Raw genomic sequence first — 24,139 nt, 5'->3', positions numbered from 1 at the left:
AATTAATTTTTTGATGAAAATTTACTGATTAAAATACCCACCAATACTACTGAATAAAACTGTCCTGCAATTCCAAAAAATGAAGTAATTAATTTGGTGTAGTATATACCGGGTGTAATATCACCAAAGCCAATACTGGTAAGTGTAATAGAACTGAAATACACCAGATCCATATATGTTAAGGCCGGACTTGACAAATCAATGCCTTTGAAGGATTGTGTATTTTGGTATACAAAAAATTGCAGCAGGAATGTGCTGATTTCTATAAGTAAAAGATAACCACACGCCGAAGCTGAAATAATATCAGTATTGATATAACTTGGCTTTATTAAATATTTTAGCACTTCCCCAAAAATGAAAAGAAAGAAAACTACATATCCTATGTTTAGAAAAATAAAGTAATGCGTATTGTTGCCCCAAAATGTCAAACCGATTGGTAGTACCAAAACAAGTAGAAAAAGTATTTTCTGAATTATATTTTTCCATTGACCCTTTTCTATAAACACTCCCACACTTGCCATGCCAAGTATGAGCATATTGAGTGGCCAAATTACTTTGGTGTATAAAGTTAAATTACTTAAAAAAACACCCATAAAAAGATGTTGTGCCAATGCAATAAGCAATACTTCATATTTGTGGTTATTTAAATAATTCTTCAGTGTTTTAATCATATGAAAATTTGGCATTTACTTTGTTTTTCTGTTTCCGATAACGGCAAAAGCCTGATTTAGCTGAATTAAAATAATGGCCACAATACTTAAATAAATGTTGATAAAACATAATAAAGCGGCCGCAAAATAGAGTCCCTGCGACCAAATCATTCGTCTCCTTAAAGGAATATACACTGTTTCTTTCATCTCTTCTGAAATAAAATTATGCTTTTGGGCGTATTCCCAATTGATGTAAAGCATAATTCCCAAAAGAAAAATATTTAACCAATATAAAAAAATTGAAAATCTGGAAGTGATATAATCGCCCAAAAAAGCGGTAGAAAACGGCAAAACAGAGATAAAAAGCAAAAACAATAAATTAAACCAAGTGATATTTCTGTCACTGCTTTTGATATATTTAAACTGTGCAGATTGACCTACCCAAAATATTCCGGCAGTAATAAAACTCAGAAAATATACCAAAAATTTGGGCATCAGCTTCAGAAAATCTGATATCAATTCTTTGTCGGTTATGGGTTCGTGAAATTCCGGTACTTTTATTTCTAGTACAAGAAGTGTCATAGCCACAGCAAAAACGGCATCACTTAAAGCTTCAATTCTACTTGTGCTTTGTCCTGCTAAATTATTGTATGATGTCATTTTAGTAATATTATAACTCAACGATTCATCTCAAGAGATTAATTTTTTAACGGATGCTGTAGATAAATGATAATCAGATTCAGTAATAGAAAAGGTAATTCGATTGATACCCCTTTTAAATCCTTATCCAGTAAGTGAAGGCAAATAATTAAAAGTATACCTGCTGCCATTAAAAAATTTCCATAAACAAACGTTTTAGTAAACAAAATCAATACTGTCGCAAATATTGTAACTGCGCCATTGATCATCAGAGCCGTTTTGGAAAAATTCCACTTACTGAACATCTCTATCATTTCAGGTTTGCCTGAAAGCATTGCCACACCTTGTTTAAAGCCCATAAATACGGCAATAAGTATAAAAATTGAGTTGATGGTTTTTAGTACCATTGTTTATTTTGATCTATGAAAACACGCTTAAATTTTTAGCAATATCCTTTCCTTCGTACGGTGGAAAAACATCCAGTTCAAGATCAGGATTACCAATTAACATAGCTTTAGTATTACTTAAGGCATCAAACCCTGCTTTTCCATAATATTTTCCCATTCCGGCATAGCCTACGCCGCCAAACGGAAGGCTGTCTATCCAACAATGAAGATTGGTTTGATTCACACATCCTCCTCCGAATGAAACCGAATTGAGGAAATAATCAATATTCTCCTGGTTTTTACTAAATATATAGGCTGCAAGCGATTTTGGTTTTCGCTTGATAATGTTGGTAATTTCCTTTAAATCAGAATATACCATTACAGGTAACACCGGTCCGAAAATCTCCTGCTGCAAAGCAGGATCTTCCCATGTACTTGGATATAAGACTGTTGGCTCTACGTACCTTGCTTTAATATCAAATCTTCCTCCAACAACCACCTTTTCGGGAATAATGTAGGAAGCTACTCTTTCCGCATCATGTTCACTGATCATTCTTGCCAAATCCGGGCTTTCCTGTGGATTTTCTCCATACATCTTTTGTATGGATGTTTTTAATCTTGCTATAAAGTCATCGGCTATTTTCTCATGCACATATACATACCCCGGAGCAATGCACCATTGACCGGAAATAGCGTTGTGTCCCCACGCAATTCTATCTACTGCAATATCAAGATTGGCAGATTCATCCACAACAGTAGGATTCTGTCCACCCAATTCCAAAACAACAGGTGTAAGGTTTTCTGCAGCAGCCCGCATTACTACTTTACCCACGGCAGAACTTCCTGTAAAGAATATAAAATCGAAAGGCAGTTCCAGTAATGCTGTAATTCCTTCTCTTCCTCCGGTAACAATGTTTACAGCTTCAGGCTCAAAATATTTTGGAATCAAATCCTGAAAAAGGGCGGCAACGGTAGGAGTAGTGTTCGCTGGTTTCAAAATAACCGGATTTCCAGCAGCCAAAGCAGCTATTGCAGGGTCAAGCAATAATAAAATGGGTGCATTAAAAGGTCCAATGACTAAGGTTACTCCAAAAGGTTCTTTGTAAATAATGCCTTTGTTTCCGGTTTCTTCCAAGCCTTTAGGAATGGCAACTTGCTCGGGAGCCATCAGCTTTCTTAGGTTTTCTTTATAATATTTGATATTGCCCAAAGGAACCGTAATTTCAAACAGTTGTTCGAATGGTGGTTTGTTGAAATCTGTTTTCAATGCCTGACAAAATACTTCCTGATTTTCGGTAAGCATTTTTTCCAGCCTGTTGAGCTGATCCATGCGCCATTCATAGGTTTTCGTGGCATCGGTATAAAAAAACTCCTTTTGAGTGTCGAATAATGATTGATATTTATTCATAATTTGGTTTTTTAATTAATTAAACTTTAGGCAAATCCTCCATTTATCCCAATATTCTGAGCTGTTATCCATTGAGCTTCATCTGATATTAAAAATGTAATCACATTAGCTATATCATCCGTTTCTCCAATGCGGTTGAATGCAGACATTGATGCTAATCTGGCAATGGTTTCATCAGTTTTTCCTTGTGTAAAAAGTTCAGTATTGATCGGACCGGGCGAAACGGAATTGACTGTTATTTTTCTGCTGCCTATTTCTTTTGCAAAAACTTTCGTCATCTGTTCAACAGCAGCTTTAGTTGCAGAATAAGTAGCATAAGTTGGCAGCATTAACCGTGTAACAGAGCTTGAAAAATTAATAATTCTCCCATTAGCTTCAAGTCGGGGTGCTGCTTCTCTCATTGTGTTGAAAGTACCTTTTACATTAATACTGAAAATACGGTCAAAATCTTCGTCGGTAGTATCTTGAATCAATTTGTAAATGGCTATTCCGGCATTATTTATCAAAATATCTACTTTACCAAAATGATTGATAGCTGCATCAAAAAGATATTTTACGTCTTCTGTTTTACTGACATCAGCTTTTATAGCAACTGCTTTTCCGCCCGAATTCATTATTTCAGACACTACATTATCGGCATCTGATTTTGAAGTTGAAAAATTGATAACCAATGACGCACCTTTTGACGCAAGTGTTTTAGCAATGGTAGCTCCAATACCTTTAGATGAACCTGTTACAATAATTACCTTATCTTTTAAATCACTCATAATCTCTTTCTATTTTATCCAATTCTTTAAGTGTTTCACTTATTTAAAAATTCCGAGGTTTTCCAATGGCACTGTAAATATGAGCCATCCTAAAATTCTGTTGCCTGTTGCTCTATCGCTTTGATACATCAACATCACTTGCGGTGTAAGCCACTTCAAAAGCTTTATATCACCCCCAAAAACAACACGGTTTCGGGTAAATTGTCCATTGTCGAGATTGAGATAAACTTCATCATGTAAAAAAATACTTACCTGTTTTTTGAAAAGTTCCGTTTTGTGGATGACACCTAACCTGTTTCGGTAAAATGATAAATCATCGCCGGTTCTGAATCGGTGGAAATACATATTCCGGTCAGCAAGAGTCCAATTTTTTGCTATCGGAAAAGCCAGCGTTGCCATTCCGAGAAACTGATGTTCCACTACCTTACTGCCATTGTCCAAATCTACATTCACATAGGTATAACCTGGCGTAAGTGTCAAGTATTTGTTTATCTTAAAATTTGGCAGTGCCAAAAATGCCTTTACTTTATCGGAGGGACTGAAACCGCCATAGAGCAGCAATTTATTTTGCTTAGGAATATCCATACTCACTCCGCCTACAAAAAAAGAACTTACGCCATCAATATCTTGAGCTTGTGCATGTTGAACAATACAAAAGAACAGAAAACCGTTAAGAGCCTTTTTAAAATTTGGCATTTTAAGCCTCAATGAAAAATTCATAAAGCTTGTTTAAAGAAATTGAAAATCATCAAAGCTTATTTAGCCTGGCCAATATCCAACCTTTCAAATTTTCCTTTTGCATTTTGATGGAAATTAAAAAAAACAGGAAAGGTTCCCCACGGTCCGGCTTTAAAGTTGCCCGTAATATTTTTGCCATCATTTTCTACAGAGTCAATTGTTAGGAAAACTTCTTTTCCGCAAGCTTCCTTTACATAACTTTGAAAGTTGCGGGGACTACCGTCATCTGTCATTGTCGGATTATCGGTAAAAAATGAAAGAAAGGTTTTACTGTCACCACTTTGCCAAGCTTCGAATGCCTGTTTTACGTTTTGATTTGTTAGTTTACCTGTGTCCATTTTATCAATTTTTTTTCTGTTTTTATGATCTGAATTTTGATTTTTGTTTTGTCCGCAAGCGGTAACACTGATTACGGAAAATACGATGAGTAAAAGCTTGATTGATTTCATCCCTTTATTTTGTGATTGCTCCATTTAATATTTTTGTGATTCATTCCAGAATTTCGGCAACAGAAATAATCAGACCCATCCAATTAAAAAGTATTGTAAAGGGTCTGATAAATTCTATATTATTCTGATAATGCTTCAATAACTAATTGAGAGGCTAAAAAACTGCTGTGTTGCTGTTGAGCAGTAATCAATCTTCCGTCTCTGATAGCAAAAGGCTCCAATGGACCGGCGCATTCAAAGTTAGTATTTGGGTTTTTGCGGGCTTCTGTTTCGATGGTGTAAGAATTTACCTTCATTCCGAACATATCATTAATTATTTGTTCTTCACTGTCTGCAAATCCGGTCCAGCTTTTTCCGTCTGCCAAAAGTGTACCGTCGCTTAGTTTTGTCCATAACAATAAGGATGTTCCGTGACAGATTAGACATACTATTTTCCCGGCTTCATAAAAATCTGCAATAAATTTGTGCAGCTTTTCATCATCTTTAAAGTTAATTAAAGGCGCTCCTCCGCCGGCTACACAAATAGCATCATAATCGTTTACATTAAATTGATCAATAGAAGGTGTATCCTTCATGAGTTTGCCATAGTCTTTATGGTGGACAAATCCGATACTTATCAGGTCGTTTTGATATGCTCCTTCGGGATTTTCCGGATCGCTGTGTCTATCAAATATTACTTCGCCACCCCAAGGCGAACAAAAATCTACATCGTATCCTGCATTGACAAAATCAAAGAATGGACGTGTCATTTCTTCAGCAAAAAAGCCTACATTCATGCCCTGAAGCATTGCCGGGTTTGAAACCAGACATAGAACTTTTTTCTTAGGAAATGTGTGCTTAGGTTGTCTTCTGATTACGTTATTGGTCATAATTTTAAGTAAAGTTTAAATTAAAAACTGAAAAACCGTCCGTTAATTTTCTTAGTTGGTCGGTTTTCAAAATCATTATCTTGTGGTATTATCCTCCGTTTACAAAGTTGGTTTGTTAGGTAATCCAGCAACCAATAGCCAGTTTGCTCCTTTTGCTGCAAAATTTTTGCTTAGTAAGCTCCCAAGTTTAAATCCTGAAAAAATCATATTCAAGCAAAGTACTCAGCTTCAGGATAAACTCAGCTTTTAAAACTGTTTTCCTACAAGTATTTGGTACTTATCTTGTTGCATTTTCTACCGAATAATGTTTTATAAAAAATTTCATTTGTGCTTTCAGAATACTCTCCCTCTGATTTATAATATCCTTTCGATACTTACGTTGCTTTCGGCTGTTCCTCCGAAATTATAACTGCTGATTGACCAAGATGAACCATCCAGTACCAAACGGAATGTAACATCATTATTGACATCTAAAAATAAAACGCCATCCGTGGAAACAAGATAATTTCCTATATTAATAAAAGGAGAGGCTTTACCTGACATATAAGCCTTCTCTACTCCATTTACAACAACAACTACTGTAATTCTGGCTCCATTAAAATCAAATCCGGCTGTAAAACCACTAAATAAAACATTAAAATTAATCCTGTATAATCCTTTCTGTCTTATCCTGAACGTTTCAGAATTTCTTACAACAGACAGATAATCAGAAAACTGAGAACTGTTTGGAGGAACAGAAAATTTCAGATTATCAGAGCTACAAAGCTGTAAAAGCTGTCCGAAAAGATCAGAGGTGGAAAGGCAGGTCATATTGGTGCTGTTAATACTCGCTCGTGTCCACGTTGTTGATTTATTTTTAGCATTAAAAGCCTGTTCCCACTTTGTCCCGTCGTAAACGTTAGCAAGACTTTCCTCTTTATTGTACATCAGCATCGCCTCCATTGTAGCATCATCATCATATTTATCCGGTTGAGAACTGTTGTATTTTGGTAATATTGTTTCGTTTTCTGCAACAGGAAGAATCAATACTTTTTGCCCGGAATTTTGAAGTTCCAGTTGAGTATTACTGCTAGAAGGAGTTGATCCACCAATGACAACCTGAGAGTTTGCTATCATAAATCCCAACATCCCTATAAATGCGAAATATTTTTTCATGTGCTTTAATTTTTATGGGATTATCTTAATTTTTGAATATTAATGAAGGTTTCTCTATGATCTACAGAGTTTGAAAAAGTAGATATTACAGAATCCGTATTTACAGCAGCCTGAAGCCTGATACGAGAGTTCGCTGGTAATGTGACAGAAGCAGAAACACTTGCGCTTTTATTTCCTCCCTGTCCTAAGTCAATAAAAATTCCGCCATACAGTTTAGTTTCCTCAAATGCCAGTGTTGACCAGTTTGCACCGCCATCGTAACTGACATCGATACTTACCCAAAACGTAGCATCTTTTCCTAAAGAACCTAATGAAAACCCTTCAAATCCTGTAACCCCGGAAATATGATACAATCCGGCTTGCGGTATTTCAATCACATTATCACTGCCGTTTGCTGGCATTGTCGTATTCAGATTATTTACTAATAATTGAGACCTGTTTGTAATTGGCGAAAGTGAAATAGTCTGTTTACTATTGCTTCCAAAAAGTGCTAAAACACTGCATGTACTTACAGTTATTGGAGTAAATGGAGGAAAGGGGTTGGGAACTTGTACCCCTAAACAATTCCATGTTTTTGAACTGGAAGCTTTTCTTCTGGTTAAAAAAGGATTGTACCACCCTCCGAGTTGAAGTGCAGGAATCCAGGTTGTTCCATCATATTTATAATATTGTTTGTCTTCTTTATTGTATAAAATTGCGCCTTCCAGAGCAGCTTCATCATTAAAATAATCTTCCTGGGAATTATTATATAATGGAAAAGTAGGAATATCCTCAGCACGAGTAAAAATAACACCCTTGGTGGCATCTTTTATGTCCAATAAAGCATTCTGATGGGCAGAACCTGCCGTTTTGGAAATCATTACCTGTGCATTGAAAAACACCGCAGCCAGCAAAGCTGCTACCGTTAAATATATTTTAGGATACATAATTTTTAAATTAATGAGTTATAAAACAATTTTCTCGAAAATTAGCTCACCTGTTCCATAAGTATTATTGTTTTGGAAGCTGGTCGAGGAGTTAATCAAAGGTGAAAATCCTGATTGCATGAAACCCTGTAAACGGAATTTTTCCCCTGCATTCACTTGTAGAACAATCGAACCGTTGAACACGGGTGAATATCCCAAATTGTCATTATCACTTGTAAAAGATTTATAATCAATCGTCGAGAATACCGTTGGAGTTGCAGTCATAGCTTTTTGGAGTCTCAACTGGATTTCATCAGTGTTGAGCCCGTTGAAAGTTGCATAAGATCTGTAAGTAACTCTGTATAAGCCCGTTTCATTTACCGTTACAACATTCGAAGCTAAAGAAAGGTTGATAGAACTTCCCTGAAAATCAGAACTTCCGTTGTTTACAAGCGGAATAATTCCTGTAGCTGTACAGCCATATGGAGGAAGAAGTCCTCCATTGCATGAAAGATTCAGATTGGATGGACGCGAAAAATGGGCAAAATACTGTGGTTTGACATCAACAATATAATTATAGATACTTGACCAATTGGTTCCGTCATGCTCATAAATTGTACCATTATTCTTACTGTACACAATTGCTCCCCTAAAATTGTTATCATTATCCGGATCTGCTGCATTACTGATCTGCGAAACTACGGGAAGCAACACGGCTTTTGCAGGTGTTGAAGATTTCACATCCAAAATTGAGTTTTGATGCGGTTCGTGGTTGGCGGGATTTGGAGCAATACTTATTTGAGCATAGAATAAGCTCTCAAATAAAAATAGTAGAGAAATAAAATAGTGTTTTTTCATCATCAATTTTTTTAGTGGTACTAAATGTAAATTTGATCAAACGCATTTTTTTAAAAACAATAAATTTTTAATCATTGTTAAGTGTGTGTTTTTAGAATCTGTGCAACGAATGGCTTAGAATTAATTCAACTATCCGTTAGGGATTATAGTGTAATATTAGAGGTTTATCCTGATCTCTTCAAAACAATATGAGTTGTAAATTCGGTAATTCAAACTCAAACAACACATCAATAATTACCTATTTATTAATGAATTACAACAATATGAATCAAAATAAATAGTATTTTTAACTTAGAAAATATTAATGAGAAAAAGAATAACATTTCCGGCAAATAAGATGTCAGACAATTTATATTAAAGAAATAATAAAGTTATAATTTAAGAATTTCTTACAAAATAAACACAGATTTTGAATTAAATAACACTAAAATTGCAATCTAAAGAATCCCATTAAATGATTCATATAAAAAATTATTCCTTTACCATTTAGTTTGATTTTCAGTTTTTATTACGCCCAGGTTGGCAACCGAATAATTCAAAAGAAAGCATACAAAAAACCATTAAACAAGGTTTCAATGGAAAATCTTTAAAGAGAGAGTAAGTATAGAATTATTGAATTAATTATTACAATTTTAAATAAATTAAATATTTTACCTATGAAAAAAAATAACTTTTTTGTATTTGTTTTATTAGGCATTATGTCTAATTTTTTAACTGCACAGGAATACCGTAAACTTGCCGTTAATAATTCAGCTTTTCAGGACGTAAATGATAACGGGCTTGCTGTTTCATTCGGGCTTATCTATAATTGGTCAACTAATACTTATGCAGTAAAGGAGCCTATAGTTTATCGATTGAGAGGTACTAATAATAATGGAGATTTAGTAGGAAGCATAACAAGCGGAAGCCTCAAATTACCTGCTTATAAACTAAATAACAGCAATACATGGATTACTATTCCATTTCCAACAAATACAACCTCTACCTCCATATTTCCGGAAAGTGTTCCTTATCAAATATCCGAGAATGGCAGATATATTGCCGGACAAATGGGAGTTTTCGATCAAATTACTAACATTAGCTATGTAATTCCCTTTATTCATGATATACAAACAGGTACAACAACCAGAGCCAGCAACAACGATTTTGTAAATGGTACATTCTATACGGTTAATAATACAGGTAAAGTTGCGGGATGGGTAGATATTCCAGCACCTTCAACCAGACGCGTACCAACATTGTTTAGTGAAACGGGCATTTTCAAATATATTACAAAAAATGGCAATTTGCCCGTGTCTTCCAGTAGCGAGGTTCGGGCCATAAATGAAAGCGGTGTAGCAGTGGGTACCTTTGATAATCTCCCTTTTGTATATGATCCAGCTTCAGATTCTTACACCGAATTTGCAAACCCAGATCCGTCTTTGTATGCCGGAGGATCTTTTGGAGGAATATCTAATGATGGAACAATTGTAGGAATGTGGTATAAACCAGCTAATGCGAATAGATATCCAGTAATATACAATCCTGCATTAGGCACGGTTCCCATAGATTTTAAAACCTATCTTACCAATTTGGGAGTCACAGTAAATTCAACTTTGGACTCTATGGGAGCAGCTTACGCAATTTCTCCAAACGGTAAGTACATAGCTGGGTTTGAAGATGGCCCGGCAACGGTTGCATATGGCTGGATAGTCTATCTTCCAACTTTGGTTTTAGCTAATAGTGAGATTAAAAATGAGCCCATTGTACAATTTTATCCCAATCCTGTCATTAATGATATCAACATTTCTTTGAAAACAGCCAAATCCGGAATAGCTAAAATGGAATTATATGCTATGGATGGCAAATTATTAAAGGCTGAAAATATAACTTTAACCAAAGGCAGGAATAAGTTTGCCTTCAATGTTAGCAATTCAGTGATAGATACAAGAAATGCAATTATTGTAATTGTTACTCCGGAAGGTAACAGAATCACAAAAAAAATTATATTTAAATAACTTATAATTTAAAAGCAATATTATCACTAAATCTGATAAATTAAATTTTGCCTTGAAAGTTTTTCTTATAAAAAAACTGTAACCTTTCGTTTGCAGGAAGATTACAGTAGAAGATGAAATGTAAAATTTGTGTTTTTAAAAAATGAAAACAATAGCAATCATCTTATTTGCCATCATCTCCAGTCCATATATTAATTTAGTTTATCCAGCGCATAAGCCATGATATTATGAAAGTACTTTCCTGATCAGTATTTATGTATGTCGTTGTAGTACTGTAATTTCTGACAATACCTTTATCCAAGCAGAAAAATGCTAACAGTTATGTGCCTGATCCTAATTGGGAGATCACTACATGACTGGCTGGATTTGCTCGGATAATAACCGTATTTCCCCGTACATTCCTAAAAACGCCACTAGATCCTACGGTTCAAACAACCCAATAAGAAAATTCATTTCCTCACGATACAGTTGCTGTCATTAAAAACTTTGAGCGTATGTAATTTTCCTGCATCTGGAACGATAATGACTACCCCACCAAGATCCACAAAATTTCTAATTTTTATAATTGTTGCAGTATTCGGATTTAGTTGTAAATAACCAATACCACAATTTTATTGTAAATTTTGTAAGATCCGTAATTTAACTGCTTGAAGTTGGATGTTGAATGTAGGAAAAACTGTGCCTTCAGATGTATAATAACTGTCATCACAAATCGTACATCATAACCAATTATAATTTTCTGGGGGCATTTGAACTGCCATTCTCAGATATAGCACTTAATATGCTATTAACATCATGAAAAACAATAGTTCTTGCGGCTTATTTCCAAAAAAGTAAATATTTGAAAATTAGGCCTTACGAACAACTGACATAAAAATTTTCTTTTCTCCTGATACCTCCATACACCACCACTTAAATTCATACCATCTATATGTATTGCTGTCAATTTGTATCTGTAGGTTTGTTGTTTCTACTTCTGCTGCTGTAGTAGCCCAGAATACAATGTTGTTAGCATCTACCTGCAGATAACTCCCTGCTGATAAATTATTATTTAGCGATGTTTCGTTCTCATTCCCTACTGTTGCAAATGATTGATAACTAACAAGTTTTGAACTGCTGGAAATATTGTATATCCGTGGATCATAATAAGCAGAATTTACACCCTGCAAATTCATTTCCAAACCATCTATAGATGGCAATGCAGGAAGATTATTAGCAATTACATAATCCTTTAAGTTAAAAGTCCCTACCTGAGCAGTAGTGGCCGGAACAGAATAAATTCTTGTTATAGCTTCCCCTACAGGCAGCCCACCTCCGTCACTAGATTTCGGAAGTCCTTCTACATATCCCAAAATACCATTGGCATCAGCAACGATTGTTCTTGTAGCTGTGAAAGCCTGATCTTTAGTATTGGATCTCGTGCCATCCGGTTTTGTAAATATAGCATTTACCGCTTCATTTTTAGGAAGCTCTCTTATTCTCTCTATACCATTAACATCAAGAATTTCTGTTGGATTAGGCGTATTGATCCCCACCTGTCCCCACACAGTTATACTAATAAAAAGAGAAATTGTAAAAACAAATTTTTTGTTCATCATATTTTTATTTTTTGAAATTGTTTTTGTGTTTTATTCTGATTTAAAAACTTAATTGTATTAAAAAAAATACAACAATATTGAGATAATTTAAATCCTTAACTTTTGAATTGCAAAACTATAAATCATTCCAGGTAAAAAAATCAGATACTGTTATAATTTCGGAATTTTTAACTCTAATTATTCATTTTTATTTTGAAATAATCACACAATACAAATACAATTAAAACGCTAATTATCAGAAAGTTAAAAACTAAAATAATTCGGGTTATAACATTATATTTTTCAGCATTATACCAGAAAAAGAGAGGTTAAAAAAACTTAATTTTATATGAAAAGAACAACTTTAATTGCTTGCTTTTGTTAATTATTTGGTACGAATTTTCAACCGGATTAAGGCAATTGTCGGTTGGAGTTTATCTTCGTGGTAAGTAAATATAATCTAACCTGGAAGAGCACTATAATTACAGTAGTAGAACCTGCAGCCAACCATCTCAATAATGTTAATATAGTTGAAGCATATTTTTACTGTCATTGGTGGTTCGAATCTTGATCAGATACCATACAGAAAAAAGGAATATAAAATGTTATCGGGTATTTCGGGACTCTATAGGAATTTCTGAGAATAGTTGCTTTACAGCCGCACAAATAACTTCAGACAATAAAATATAATATCAACCTTATTGATAAAATTTCTAAAACCGAGCTATCCACAATAGCAGCTGGATTTCATCTGAACCTAGTAATTCAATAATAGAAAAAATTTAAAATTATCAAATAATCAACAATAACAAAAATTGCCTCTAGATTATTCTAAAGGCAATTTTTATTTGAAATGAATAATTTTCTAAAAATCAACTGCTGAAAATGGCATTCCAGCTTTCAAATTTCAGATCAGACAGCTTATTTTTATTCAGACTGTCTATAAAAGCCTGATAAGCTACATCTAATAGAGATTTCAGCCTACAGCTGTGAGAAATAAATACACATGGTTTTGAATGGCAGTTTATCATGGGGAACTCTTCTTGCTCTAGCATATTGATCAGATCTCCTAATCCCATTTTTAATGCTTTTTCTGAAATATGGATCCCCCCGTTTTTCCCTCTTTTTGTAGAAACAAGGTTATTATTGGATAGAAACTGTACTATTTTTACCAAATGATTTCTTGATATTCTAAAACGCTCCGAGAGCTCATCCAACGAGCTGGAATCTGTATTATTCTTTTGATTCAGATACATTAGAACACGCATACTGAAATCAGTAAAATGGTTAAGTTTCATTACTTTCAAGTCTTTTTATTCTTTGATCTGCAATAGCTGCGGTCCGAATTCTTCGTAAAAAATACTTTCTTTACTGACCCCGAAAGTGATCAAAGAATGATAATGTGCTTTTATAAACGGTTCAGGTCCACAAATATAGTATTTTGCTTTGGAAATAAGAATTTTATCTTTAAGCACCGATAAATCAACTCTTCCTTTCTTTACAGAGCTGTTTTCTGTTATTCCGTCTTCATAAAAGACAAAAGATGTTAACCAATCGTTATTATGCTCCAGAATTTCCACTTTCGACTTAAAAGCATGTAAATCTTCATTTTTACAGCCATGGATCCAAATGACTTTATTTTTCTTATCCAGGGCTTTGCTTGTTTCCAGAATGCTCATTAAAGGAGTCAGGCCTACTCCTCCACTGATCAGAACAAGAGAATCTTCCGGTAGAATATTTGCAAAAAAAGATCCCGCCGGTACGCTTACCGAGATTTCATCTCCTATTTTTTTTTCATGCAGACAATTTGAAACCAAACCATCCGGGGTTTTAGCGTTTCCCTGTTCTTTTTTTACAGATATCCTATAATGACTGGGCATATATGTTGAAGAAAGACTATACTGTCTTGGCTGTTCATGGCCTAAAGAGGGAACAAACATTTTCACTGAAATATATTGTCCCGGAAGATATTCTGCAATGGCTCCTCCATCTTTAGGAACCAGATAAAATGATTTTACAGTCTTGCTTTCCTCGACAATATTTGCAATCATAAATGTTCTCCAGCCTTTCCATCCACCTTTTTTCTCTGCATTCTTCTGATACATCTTTTCTTCTATGGAAATCATAATAGCCGCAAGTTCAGTGTATGCCTGAGCCCATGCTTCGATGATGGAGTCTGTTGCTTTTTCCTTCAATACTTCTTTTATTGAAGATAATAAATGAGATCCCACAATATCATATTGCTCCGGAGCTATATTAAGGCTTGTGTGCTTATTTCCAATACTCTTTAAGACCTCTGTCAATACTTCCGGGGCTTCAATATGTTCGGCATAAGCCAAAACCGTTGAAGCCAATGCATTTTTTTGTTTTCCGTTCGCTTGATTTCCCATATTGAAAATGTTTTTCAACTCAGGATTATGGGAAAACATTCTTTCGTAAAAATATCCTGTAAGTTGGGTACCATGCTCTCTTAGGAAGGGAACCGTTTCCCTAATTGATAATTTCTGTTCGTAAGTCATTTTATTGTGTTTAAATTCTAAACAAAGATAGATATTTTCTCATATTGTTGTATTTAAAATACAACAATTAATTATGATTTATATCAATGTAAAATTTACATTTGATGCCATTCCACCGAACATGGAATCACTTCAACACGTTTCTTTTTCGGAATCTGCTCTGTAATCGAGAAATGTAATTATTGTAATTGTTACTCTAGAAGGTAAAGAATCACAAAAAAATAATAAGAAAATAAATCTATTTAGGTGCTTATACTTGAATACACACACTATAAAAATCAGGAAATAATGCTGATTTTCAGGCTTGCCATTTAAAGCTTAATAGTTTTCTTATACATATAATTCGGTACATTCAAATCTATTATACTACCTAGATCTTTTTTGGACAGTAAAATTAAACAAACTTGATGTATTGAAATTATTTTTTATTGAGTAAGGATTTAAGTGACCCATAATTTAAAAACGGTATTATCAAACACTACCAAAGGCTTTTCCTATAAAAAACTATAATCTTCCGTTTGTGGGAAGATTATAGTGAAAGAGATAATAGAAGATAGAATTTATGTTTTTAAATGAAACTAATAGCAATCATCTTATTTACTATTATTTCCTGTGTGCATATTATTAATTTAGCTTGTCCAATGCGTAAGCCATGATATTATGAAGGTACTTTTCCTGATTAGTATCTATATAAGTAGTTGTAATGCTTGAATTTCTGAAAACCCCTTCATCCCAAAAGAAAATTACCCTTCCATTATTTCCTGTAACCCAGATACCAGCATAAGGTGTAGCAGTACCGCCTTCAGTTGCTAACAACTGTGACCCTGGACCTAGTTGGGAGACTGCTACGCGACTGGCTGTCTGTGCCCCCGTAATAGCCGTATTCCCCGTTACGTTTCCAAAAACACCGGTAGATCCTGCGGTTCCTGCAATCGAATAAGAAACTCCGGTCCCGTTCGAAACACTTCCTGTCCCGCCAAAGCCTTGAAGAGCTGGTGTATTTCTTCCTGAATCTAAAACGATAATGGCTACCCCGCCAAGATCTACAAAATCCTTAATTTTTGTAACTGCTACAGCGTCCAGATCCACTCCAGCCTGCAAGCCAATACAGAAAACATCTACCATTCCCTTCAGTTGAGCTGCTGTGTAATTATTCAGCTGCTCTGTTTCAAATTGTAAAAAATCAATACCATCAATTTTATTGTAAATTCCGTAAGGTCCGTAATTTAATCTGTTTTGCAGTTGAGCGTTGAATGTGGGAAAACCTGTACCTCCTAGTGCATAATAATTACCGTCCCATAACCCTGCCCAGTAACCTATTGTAACTCTTTTTTTGATATTTGTTCCGCCATTCCCAGATATACCGTCTACATAGCCTAATATGCCATTGGCATCAGCAACGACTGTTTTTGTAGCTATAAAAGTCTGGTCTTTAGCATTGGATCTCGTACCGTCCGGTTTTGTAAATATGGCATTTACAGCTTCATGTTTAGGAAGCTCTCTTACTCTTTCTATACCATTAACATCTAGGATTTCTGTAGGATCAGGTGTATTGATCCCCACCTGTCCCCACACAATTACACCAAGAAAAAGGGAAACTGCAAGACTAAATTTTTTGTTCATCATATTTTATTTTTTGAAAATGTTTTTTGTGTTTTTATTCTGATTTAAAGTACTCTTTATAAATTCAAAAATTCACTGGTTATTTACTGTAGAATAAAATCTATATCCTATACTTGAGAATTTTACGTACGATTGCACCACCAAATCAATTTTATGAAAAAGATTTTAGTTACCAATTTATCAAAATCAAACTGACTTTTATTATGAAAATGAAATACTGCAATCTTGTTTAAGGCAATATTTTTAGCAATATCTTTTAAAGAGGCTATATGGGTAAATAGTCTAATACTTTTGCTTAGTCGGAGCCAATACACACTGTTTTAATCATTTCAGGATGATATATCAACCGTTTGATGAAAAGAGGCTTTGAATATGAAATCTGCGGCCGGATGGTTTAAATCTAATATATTCTGTACAAAGACATTTTTATTTGAAGGCTTTAGAGTTCTTGTCCATATGATGCAGTTTCAACCGGCAGCAGTCTGCTTACATCTAATTACTTTATTATATATCTGAAAATCATATTTTTAAAATGAGTTTATCATATACAAATTGAGATCTGTTTCAGAAGATAGGTTAAATTTCCTGCGTATCCTGAACTTTTTATTCTCTACAGCACGCACTGTAGTATTAGTTGCCAATGCTATTTCCTTGGTGCTTAAATTTAATTTTAGCAATGCACATATTTCCAATTCTGACGAAATAAGATTCGGACAGGCTTCTAAGATCTTTTCAAAATACTCCGGAAATTGAGATTTAAAATAGGTTATAAATAATGAGTTTTTGCTCATCGCTAGTTCATATAATCCGTCAGAAAAATTTATTTTATCGGTTTTGCTTATAAAATCTTTCAATCTTTCTTTTTCTACATAATATTTAATGATCATTTTTTCCTTTCTGTGGATAAAATACATACCAACGAAAGTACAGAAAGTAATCTCCATTACTTTGTATACCCTTATATACCATTCCTTTACTGGTGATAGATTCTGATGAAAGGAAGACAACAGAGAATAATCTGTAATAATATTTATTAAAAAGAATGTTATATAAATGCCGACAAGCAACAAAATTATATATCGGTCTTTACCGTATTCAAAAAAAAATACTATTGCTACAGTTAATGATATATAACTTAAATAGTTCATAACATCTTTTCCACTTATAATGTCACAATAGAAAATAATCAGGCCCAAGAATATAAAAAGCAGCATCAATAAGTTTTTGTTGAACCGTATTCTATCGGGCCATAAGATCGTACACAACATGAACAGCCCCATTCCCAAAAAAGCTATGGCATAAACGGGCTGTTCAAGAAAAAAAAAATTTAATAAAAAATTACAACCTAAAATAAACACAAGAACAAGAGTATAGATATCAAACAAAATACTTTTCTCATATTCTATTTCATTTTTTGCCAATTGTCTTTTCTCTGATATGTAAAAAGAAATATATCTTAACATTATAAATACAATGATTAATCTACCCTAACTTATTTTGAATTACAATAAATCTAAACTAAAACTTATTTTTCTACTTTGACACCATATATCCACTTCAATTAAAATATTTTGCCAACTGACTTTTAATTCTGTTTTTATGAAAATTCTTTACTATATTATAGGAACAATGATTTTCATTAAAGGAAAAATTCTTTTTCAAATTTTTCCATGAAAGTGATGATGATTGTTTGTAATTAATAATATAATTATTTTTAAAACTATACAAACAGTACAAGTTATAAATTCGGAAATAATAACTCCTGTTTTATAATCGAACTTATATATTAAGCATGAGTTAAAAATTAAATTGATAGGCAGGAAAACGGCTTATTATTATCATTATTATTCCATCAGCATGCATGCCATCAATTGGCTTTTAAAAATATTCAAATATTTGATATCTAAATAATTGCCGTTGTTTCAGAACCTTTATATGAGAATAGTTCTAAAAAATAGATTATTAAAGATAAAACTTGGCTAGACAAATATACTAAGATGCATCATTGCTAAATTTTGGTCAATCTTCTTTATCTGGTAATGCTCAAGGCGGCACCAGCGAGAGGAAATGCTCCGACACCTTCTACAATATAAAAATGAGTTGGATATTTTACTACCCAGACATCGAATCCTTCTTTTTGTACAGCCTGTCTTGGAGCAAGATGATATGCTGGGTTGGTAGGAGTTGTAGGATTTACATCAGTATCATTTGCTATTGCAGATGCCAAAGCAGCACCACTTTGACTCACAAGATTAGGGGCATATAAAAACGGCTGGGCATTATCCAAATTCCAAGCTCTTGGCTCCCACAAAGCACCAGAAACAATATAATTATTATCTATAAAAGGTACTAAAAAATCAATCCTAAATACAGATGGCAGCAGTCTTTTAACTCTAGCAATATTAACCGCTCCAGGTAGTATAGTAGCTAATCCTCCATTTGGTCCGGCGCCTGTCCCCGAAGATGCATAATGTTCAAAATTTACCTGTGAATATGATGTAATACTTCCATTGTTTCCACTTACATTAGAAAATAATCTCCATTCAGATCCGTTCCAGAAATAATATCCAGATTCAAGATCTGATCCGTTATTATAGACCAGAAGGCCCGCTGGCTGGTTAGAAACAATGTTGTCCCCATCAGCATTCAGATCATATGTAATGTTTTGCAGATTGACCCTCGGTACAAGAATACCCTTTTCAGCAGCTGTAATATCTAATTTGGCATAAGCATTTGGAGCAACAGTTCCTATACCGACGTTTCCATTAGGCATTACAATAAAATCATTAGCTTGTTGAACAGCTGAAGGTGCACCTGATGCAAAGTTATCTTTAGCACCATCTACATGAAAAATGCCCTGTGGATTAGGAGTATTCACCCCTACCTGACCAAAAATAAAAGTTCCGAACAGAATTGTAATTAAATTAATTTTTTTCATTTGTTTATGTTAACTGGTTATATTTAGAATAAATTATTGTTGATTAACCTTTATGCTGTCATCCTCAATTATTTCCTCTTAAGATGCTGGGGAAATTCCCCAGCATTATATGAAGACATTTGTGTATGATGGCTTAGAAATTAAATAATATGTCATAAATTCCCAAGACGGTGCAATATTAAACGATAAATTTCTTCAGACATAAAAAAAGATCTCCCACCTCTACTCTTAGAGATACTCGCATCTACTCAATTCTATATATAACTGTAAATCAAATATTTAAAATAATGTAACTAAATCTAGAGAAGAGAATATTTTTTTGTAAAAACACCTTAGTCATCAATTGATTAAATTTCAAAGTGGTAATAAATCGAGTGATTCATTAAGATTCTAACCAAATAATCAGATAGAAAACAGAATAGTGTTATTTATTGCTTATTATTCTTATAACCAATTATTCTATTTTTAGAATTAGAAAATACTACAACATTGAAGAATAAAGAAATTGTTAATGCTACCATCCATGAACGAAGCCAAATCAGCATAACAATATTATCATTATTTACAATGGCAAGCGTAAAAGTAATAATTCCTGTAATAAGCAAATTTTTTAATACTAACCTAATCATTATTTATATTTTAAAAGTAAAACTCCAAATTTTAAATCAGACAACTTGATTTGAGTTAATTTTTCCATAAAAACCTAATAATCAAAATCTAAAATAAATTTTAATTTACATCTGCGAAATGAAAACACAGGATTATATTAAGGCTTATATGTTTGTTACCAATAGTCTCTAGGGTGTTAATTAACAAATCTGGGTTCTCAATATGTTCTGCATAGGCCAAAACCGTTGAAGCCAATACATTTTTTTGCTTCGCGTTAGCCTGATTTTCCACATTGAAAATATTTTTCAACTCGGGATTGTGTGAAAACATTCTTTCGTAAAAATATCCTGTAAGTTGGATACCATGCTCTCTTAAGAAAGGAACCGCTTCCCTAATTGATAATTTCTGTTCTTCAGTCTTTCTGTTATGTTTAAATTCTAGACAAAGATAGAATTTTTTATATTGTTGTATTTATAATACAATAATTGTTATTCATCTCTAACATATTAGTAATCTTTAAATATTTTTAGATAATCTGTTACATATGACTCAGAAATGTTTTTACTTCCACAAAATTCTGAATCGGCTGATCATTCCCATACATAGGGCTTTATTACCATTGATGTTAGACCTTAATTGAGGCACCCGAATGCCGATCGAGTTATTTTTTTGCTATCCTGAAGAAAAATAAATATCAAAATATTTTGTGTAGAATTGTAAATCATATACATTTGCATAACCAGTTATGTAATTGATTATAGAATAATAACTGTTTCAGAATTAATATCAAGAGAAACCTTTGAAGTACATCAGAATTATAAATTAATTTCTACTGCACAATAATATAAGTTTAAAAATGGCAAATATATTTGAAAAAACAGGTAAGGTGGCATTAGGCAGCAGGCTACGTTTGCTTACTGCACAAATCAGTGATGATGCAGCAAAAATCTACAAATTATACAATGTGGAGGATTTTTCACCTAAATGGTTCCCTGTATTCTTCTTTCTGTCGGAGGAAGGAGAAAAAACCATTACTGAAATTGCTACTGAAATAGGACATTCCCAGCCATCCGTTACGAAGATCATTAAGGAAATGACAAAAAGGGGATTGGTTAAAGACAATCTGAAATCACATGATAAACGGAGAAATGTGGCAGGTTTGACACCAAAAGGAAAAGCCCTTGCAGAAACGATCATAAAAGTGCAATCTGCTGATATTGACCTAGCCATTGACGGTATAATTTCCGAAGCTACCCATAACCTTTGGGAGGCTATTGCAGAATGGGAGTTTTTGCTGGAACAGAAACCTTTATTGAAAAGGGTACAGGAGCAAAAAAAAATTCGTGAAAGCAAAGATGTTACAATTGTAGAATACCAGCCGCAATATCAAGCAGCATTTAAATCACTCAATACAGAATGGATTTCCAATTATTTTGAAATGGAAGAAACTGACCACAAAACACTGGATAATCCGGAAGATTACATATTGAACAAAGGTGGAAAAATACAAGTAGCGCTTTACAATCGCGAAGTTGTTGGGGTATGTGCATTAATTAAAATGGATGATCCTGATTACGATTACGAAATGGCTAAAATGGCGGTTTCTCCAAAAGCACAGGGAAAGAATATTGGATGGTTGCTGGGACAATCCATTATCAATTCAGCGAGAGAATTGGGAGCATCAAAAATTTATCTGGAAAGCAATACCATTTTGAAACCAGCAATCAGCCTGTATTATAAAATGGGATTTCTTAAAATAACAGGACGCCCAACACCTTATAAACGTTGTAATATTCAAATGGAACTTAATTTAAAAGATTAAAAAATGTACGATAAAAAAGTAGCCATCGTTATCAAAAATGATTTATTGGACTGGCAAAAACTCAATGTAGTTTCATTTCTTGCAAGCAGCATTGCTATTCGGTTTCCTGAAACACACGGCCAGGATTTCGTAACTGCGGACAATGTGAAATTTCTTCCATTTTTAAAACATCCAATCCTTGTTTATAAAGCAGAAACAGCAGAAAAGTTACAAAGGGCTTTTCAGCGTTCCAAAAACAGGGAGCTTGCAATAGGTATCTATACAAAATCTCTTTTTGATACCAGATCTGGTGAAGAAAATGTGCTGGAGATTGCGAAGTATAGGGCGGATGATCTGAACCTGGTAGGCATTATAATATATGGAGAAAATAAAAAGGTTGATAAGGCTTTAGACGGATTGAAATTTCATGAATAAATATGATTGATGAAATGTTAAAAATATGCAGGCAATTAATAAAGTCTACTATCAATGATGAATTTGTTAATGTCACACAGGTCTGAGGTGTTTGATTACTGAACTTTGCCTGGGTTAGTCCCGCGTACAAGAATCGTATCATTAAAACTTGACTCTGAAATGTCACTGACAGACAGAATATAATCAGTCAGGTTTGCGCCGTCAAAATTGGCTTTACGCATATCATTCCCCGTAAAAGTACTGCCGACTAAATCTGCACCCGAAAAATCAGATTCGCTTAAAGAGCTCCCATAAAATTTTCCCTGAATAATCTGATCAGCCTCTGTAGTCGCGTTACCACCTATTTTATGTACCGCCTCATCTCTAGATTGAAGATATTCTGAAAAATAATTTAGATCAACATCCAGGATTTTTGTCAGCTGATTTAAAGTAATAATATCTGGCAAAAAAAAGTATACACTGATGATACTTATTCTCACTAAAATATTAAAGTCTTCTTCTTTCAGCATTAAGTAGTGGAAATCGTAAACTTGTTGTTCCAAAATTTTAAGATAGAGATTCAATGTTTTAGCTTCCTGAGTATTTCCAAATGCCTTATGTGCTTTAAGATCCTATTTCTTCAGATCAATATACCTTTTAGCAGGAATCTCGGCTACCTTGCCGTCTATCGTAATTCGTAAGTAGATGGGAGCGGAGCCGTTGGTTCTGATTTTATTCTTTTTGATAAAGAATAGCAGGTTGAATGTTTTGTTCATTGTGTGGTAACTTTAATTGATTAATAATTTACTTTTTGTTACCACTTTTTGCAAGATGTACAATCGTTAGACTGCCTATTGGTCAGGTTTTCCAGAGATTTCAGTGACCTATTTTGATATTTTCACGATAGGTCACTAAATAGGTCACTTTTAATATGGCCTTTTTTGATTTTCTTTGATACTAGCACAAAAACAAAAAAACGCTGTAAACATTGATGTTTACAGCGTTTTAGCTTATTTTGGTTTCCCAACTAGCGGAGAGTGAGGGATTCGAACCCCCGGACCTGTTACAGTCAACAGTTTTCAAGACTGCCGCAATCGACCACTCTGCCAACTCTCCTGAATAACGGCTGTGCCGTCGTTTTCAGTGGTGCAAATATATAACGTTTTTTGAAACTGGCCAAATATTTTTTAAGCTCTTTTGTAAAAACATTGAAATACAGAACGGAATACTGGCTATACTTTAAATCTAAGAAGTCAGTATCCATCCTGTTTTTATTCTCCAGGCGGTATAATCTGCATCTCTGCTATCTAATTCAGCAATAGTCTCTATACCTGGGATTTGTTCAATTTCTTCCTGTGAAAAAGACGGTAAATTAACCTTCAGGCGTTCTTCATTCAGCTGGTTTTTATTTTCTACAGGATAGGGAATTCTTCCTGTAGTCAGCTGTGTTCCGTACTTTTGAGGTTGGCTTTGAAAAACCTGGATCCTGTCATACAGATAAGCCATATTCAAGGGATTGATATCTTTTTTGTTTTCAATCATCATGTTATAGCAGCCCTTCATCAATTCAGGCTCACCGATAGAATGCTGAATAACCAGCCATGCTGCATCACTGGCCTCCTCTCCTACTTTTGAAATGGTGGGATAACCTATTTCTTTAATAATATTCCGCAACCTTTCCGCATTTTGCCTGTGGATCAGTTCCATTTCCGGATGATAGCCATTGGAAAGCTTTCCTTCAGAAGCCAGTTTTTCTCTCACCGACAAATCTTTTTCTGCCAGCTTAATCAGTTCTTTTGAAAATGCTTCATTCATTATTATAATTTTAATGATCCAT

The 24,139-nt window shown here is 34.0% G+C and carries 25 protein-coding genes and 1 tRNA gene; 3 read left to right on the top strand and 23 right to left on the bottom strand.

Annotation, left to right across the window (positions count from 1 at the left end; translation table 11 throughout):
• Nucleotides 1-2: 2 nt before the first annotated feature.
• The 11 genes from ACM40_RS16105 to ACM40_RS16055 form a co-directional block, all read right to left on the bottom strand.
• The gene (locus tag ACM40_RS16105; protein ID WP_228376198.1) at nucleotides 3-686 is read right to left on the bottom strand and encodes a potassium channel family protein; all 684 of its coding nucleotides are present in this window, start codon (nucleotides 684-686) and stop codon (nucleotides 3-5) included.
• The gene (locus tag ACM40_RS16100) at nucleotides 687-1,310 is read right to left on the bottom strand and encodes a TMEM175 family protein (protein ID WP_048503836.1); all 624 of its coding nucleotides are present in this window, start codon (nucleotides 1,308-1,310) and stop codon (nucleotides 687-689) included. It abuts the gene before it with no gap.
• A gap of 38 nt (nucleotides 1,311-1,348) precedes the next feature.
• Complete coding sequence (locus tag ACM40_RS16095; RefSeq protein WP_048503835.1) at nucleotides 1,349-1,696, bottom strand: hypothetical protein; 348 nt, start codon at nucleotides 1,694-1,696, stop codon at nucleotides 1,349-1,351.
• A gap of 13 nt (nucleotides 1,697-1,709) precedes the next feature.
• Nucleotides 1,710-3,083: an aldehyde dehydrogenase family protein gene (locus ACM40_RS16090; protein ID WP_048503834.1), complete on the bottom strand. Its 1,374-nt coding sequence runs from the start codon at nucleotides 3,081-3,083 to the stop codon at nucleotides 1,710-1,712.
• A gap of 26 nt (nucleotides 3,084-3,109) precedes the next feature.
• The gene (locus tag ACM40_RS16085) at nucleotides 3,110-3,850 is read right to left on the bottom strand and encodes an SDR family oxidoreductase (protein WP_048503833.1); all 741 of its coding nucleotides are present in this window, start codon (nucleotides 3,848-3,850) and stop codon (nucleotides 3,110-3,112) included.
• 39 nt (nucleotides 3,851-3,889) lie between these two features.
• The gene (locus tag ACM40_RS16080; protein ID WP_048503832.1) at nucleotides 3,890-4,570 is read right to left on the bottom strand and encodes a DUF2490 domain-containing protein; all 681 of its coding nucleotides are present in this window, start codon (nucleotides 4,568-4,570) and stop codon (nucleotides 3,890-3,892) included.
• Nucleotides 4,571-4,605: 35 nt separating this feature from the next.
• Complete coding sequence (locus ACM40_RS16075) at nucleotides 4,606-4,926, bottom strand: hypothetical protein (RefSeq protein ID WP_228376197.1); 321 nt, start codon at nucleotides 4,924-4,926, stop codon at nucleotides 4,606-4,608.
• 230 nt (nucleotides 4,927-5,156) lie between these two features.
• Entirely contained in the window at nucleotides 5,157-5,906 is a 750-nt protein-coding gene (locus ACM40_RS16070) for a type 1 glutamine amidotransferase domain-containing protein (RefSeq protein ID WP_048503830.1), read from the bottom strand.
• Nucleotides 5,907-6,260: 354 nt separating this feature from the next.
• Nucleotides 6,261-7,061 (bottom strand): hypothetical protein, encoded by an 801-nt coding sequence (locus ACM40_RS16065; RefSeq protein ID WP_131705379.1) that lies wholly within the window; start codon nucleotides 7,059-7,061, stop codon nucleotides 6,261-6,263.
• Between the two features lie 20 nt (nucleotides 7,062-7,081).
• Complete coding sequence (locus ACM40_RS16060; RefSeq protein ID WP_048503828.1) at nucleotides 7,082-7,987, bottom strand: hypothetical protein; 906 nt, start codon at nucleotides 7,985-7,987, stop codon at nucleotides 7,082-7,084.
• A gap of 18 nt (nucleotides 7,988-8,005) precedes the next feature.
• Entirely contained in the window at nucleotides 8,006-8,827 is an 822-nt protein-coding gene (locus tag ACM40_RS16055) for a hypothetical protein (protein ID WP_048503827.1), read from the bottom strand.
• A gap of 653 nt (nucleotides 8,828-9,480) precedes the next feature.
• Here ACM40_RS16055 and ACM40_RS16050 point away from each other — a divergent pair.
• Nucleotides 9,481-10,821 carry a T9SS type A sorting domain-containing protein gene (locus ACM40_RS16050; RefSeq protein ID WP_048503826.1) on the top strand — a complete coding sequence of 447 codons (1,341 nt, stop codon included), beginning with the start codon at nucleotides 9,481-9,483 and terminating at the stop codon, nucleotides 10,819-10,821.
• A gap of 848 nt (nucleotides 10,822-11,669) precedes the next feature.
• Here the strand turns inward: ACM40_RS16050 and ACM40_RS16045 are convergent.
• The 8 genes from ACM40_RS16045 to ACM40_RS20300 form a co-directional block, all read right to left on the bottom strand.
• Nucleotides 11,670-12,419 carry a hypothetical protein gene (locus ACM40_RS16045; RefSeq protein ID WP_131705378.1) on the bottom strand — a complete coding sequence of 250 codons (750 nt, stop codon included), beginning with the start codon at nucleotides 12,417-12,419 and terminating at the stop codon, nucleotides 11,670-11,672.
• Between the two features lie 851 nt (nucleotides 12,420-13,270).
• Nucleotides 13,271-13,696 (bottom strand): Rrf2 family transcriptional regulator, encoded by a 426-nt coding sequence (locus tag ACM40_RS16040; RefSeq protein WP_048503824.1) that lies wholly within the window; start codon nucleotides 13,694-13,696, stop codon nucleotides 13,271-13,273.
• Between the two features lie 15 nt (nucleotides 13,697-13,711).
• The gene (hmpA, locus tag ACM40_RS16035; protein ID WP_048503823.1) at nucleotides 13,712-14,917 is read right to left on the bottom strand and encodes an NO-inducible flavohemoprotein; all 1,206 of its coding nucleotides are present in this window, start codon (nucleotides 14,915-14,917) and stop codon (nucleotides 13,712-13,714) included.
• 624 nt (nucleotides 14,918-15,541) lie between these two features.
• Nucleotides 15,542-16,543 carry a hypothetical protein gene (locus tag ACM40_RS16030; protein WP_131705377.1) on the bottom strand — a complete coding sequence of 334 codons (1,002 nt, stop codon included), beginning with the start codon at nucleotides 16,541-16,543 and terminating at the stop codon, nucleotides 15,542-15,544.
• Between the two features lie 524 nt (nucleotides 16,544-17,067).
• Nucleotides 17,068-18,003 carry a helix-turn-helix transcriptional regulator gene (locus ACM40_RS16025; RefSeq protein ID WP_048503821.1) on the bottom strand — a complete coding sequence of 312 codons (936 nt, stop codon included), beginning with the start codon at nucleotides 18,001-18,003 and terminating at the stop codon, nucleotides 17,068-17,070.
• A gap of 566 nt (nucleotides 18,004-18,569) precedes the next feature.
• Nucleotides 18,570-19,478 (bottom strand): hypothetical protein, encoded by a 909-nt coding sequence (locus tag ACM40_RS16020; protein WP_048503820.1) that lies wholly within the window; start codon nucleotides 19,476-19,478, stop codon nucleotides 18,570-18,572.
• Nucleotides 19,479-19,906: 428 nt separating this feature from the next.
• Nucleotides 19,907-20,107 carry a hypothetical protein gene (locus ACM40_RS16015; protein WP_048503819.1) on the bottom strand — a complete coding sequence of 67 codons (201 nt, stop codon included), beginning with the start codon at nucleotides 20,105-20,107 and terminating at the stop codon, nucleotides 19,907-19,909.
• 100 nt (nucleotides 20,108-20,207) lie between these two features.
• Nucleotides 20,208-20,417: a hypothetical protein gene (locus ACM40_RS20300; RefSeq protein WP_048503818.1), complete on the bottom strand. Its 210-nt coding sequence runs from the start codon at nucleotides 20,415-20,417 to the stop codon at nucleotides 20,208-20,210.
• A gap of 526 nt (nucleotides 20,418-20,943) precedes the next feature.
• On the opposite strand from ACM40_RS20300, the gene ACM40_RS16005 reads away from it, so the two are divergent.
• Together ACM40_RS16005 and ACM40_RS16000 are read left to right on the top strand one after the other, a co-directional pair.
• A complete protein-coding gene (locus tag ACM40_RS16005) occupies nucleotides 20,944-21,909 on the top strand; it encodes a helix-turn-helix domain-containing GNAT family N-acetyltransferase (RefSeq protein ID WP_048503817.1) in 966 nt (321 codons plus the stop codon).
• Nucleotides 21,910-21,912: 3 nt separating this feature from the next.
• Nucleotides 21,913-22,323, top strand: coding sequence for a DUF2000 domain-containing protein (locus ACM40_RS16000; protein ID WP_048503816.1), 411 nt, complete (start codon nucleotides 21,913-21,915; stop codon nucleotides 22,321-22,323).
• Nucleotides 22,324-22,418: 95 nt separating this feature from the next.
• Here ACM40_RS16000 and ACM40_RS15995 read toward each other — a convergent pair whose 3' ends face one another.
• The 4 genes from ACM40_RS15995 to ACM40_RS15985 form a co-directional block, all read right to left on the bottom strand.
• Nucleotides 22,419-22,865 carry a pentapeptide repeat-containing protein gene (locus ACM40_RS15995; protein WP_228376196.1) on the bottom strand — a complete coding sequence of 149 codons (447 nt, stop codon included), beginning with the start codon at nucleotides 22,863-22,865 and terminating at the stop codon, nucleotides 22,419-22,421.
• A gap of 69 nt (nucleotides 22,866-22,934) precedes the next feature.
• Nucleotides 22,935-23,078, bottom strand: coding sequence for an Arm DNA-binding domain-containing protein (locus ACM40_RS20295; protein WP_083996890.1), 144 nt, complete (start codon nucleotides 23,076-23,078; stop codon nucleotides 22,935-22,937).
• A gap of 255 nt (nucleotides 23,079-23,333) precedes the next feature.
• Nucleotides 23,334-23,418: transfer RNA gene (locus tag ACM40_RS15990), tRNA-Ser, on the bottom strand.
• A gap of 129 nt (nucleotides 23,419-23,547) precedes the next feature.
• Nucleotides 23,548-24,117: a DUF6624 domain-containing protein gene (locus ACM40_RS15985; protein WP_048503814.1), complete on the bottom strand. Its 570-nt coding sequence runs from the start codon at nucleotides 24,115-24,117 to the stop codon at nucleotides 23,548-23,550.
• Between the last annotated feature and the right edge of the window lie 22 nt (nucleotides 24,118-24,139).

It is taken from the genome of Chryseobacterium sp. BLS98, assembly GCF_001045445.1.
Classification (GTDB): domain Bacteria; phylum Bacteroidota; class Bacteroidia; order Flavobacteriales; family Weeksellaceae; genus Chryseobacterium.
This window is presented reverse-complemented; position numbering and strand designations above follow the sequence as displayed.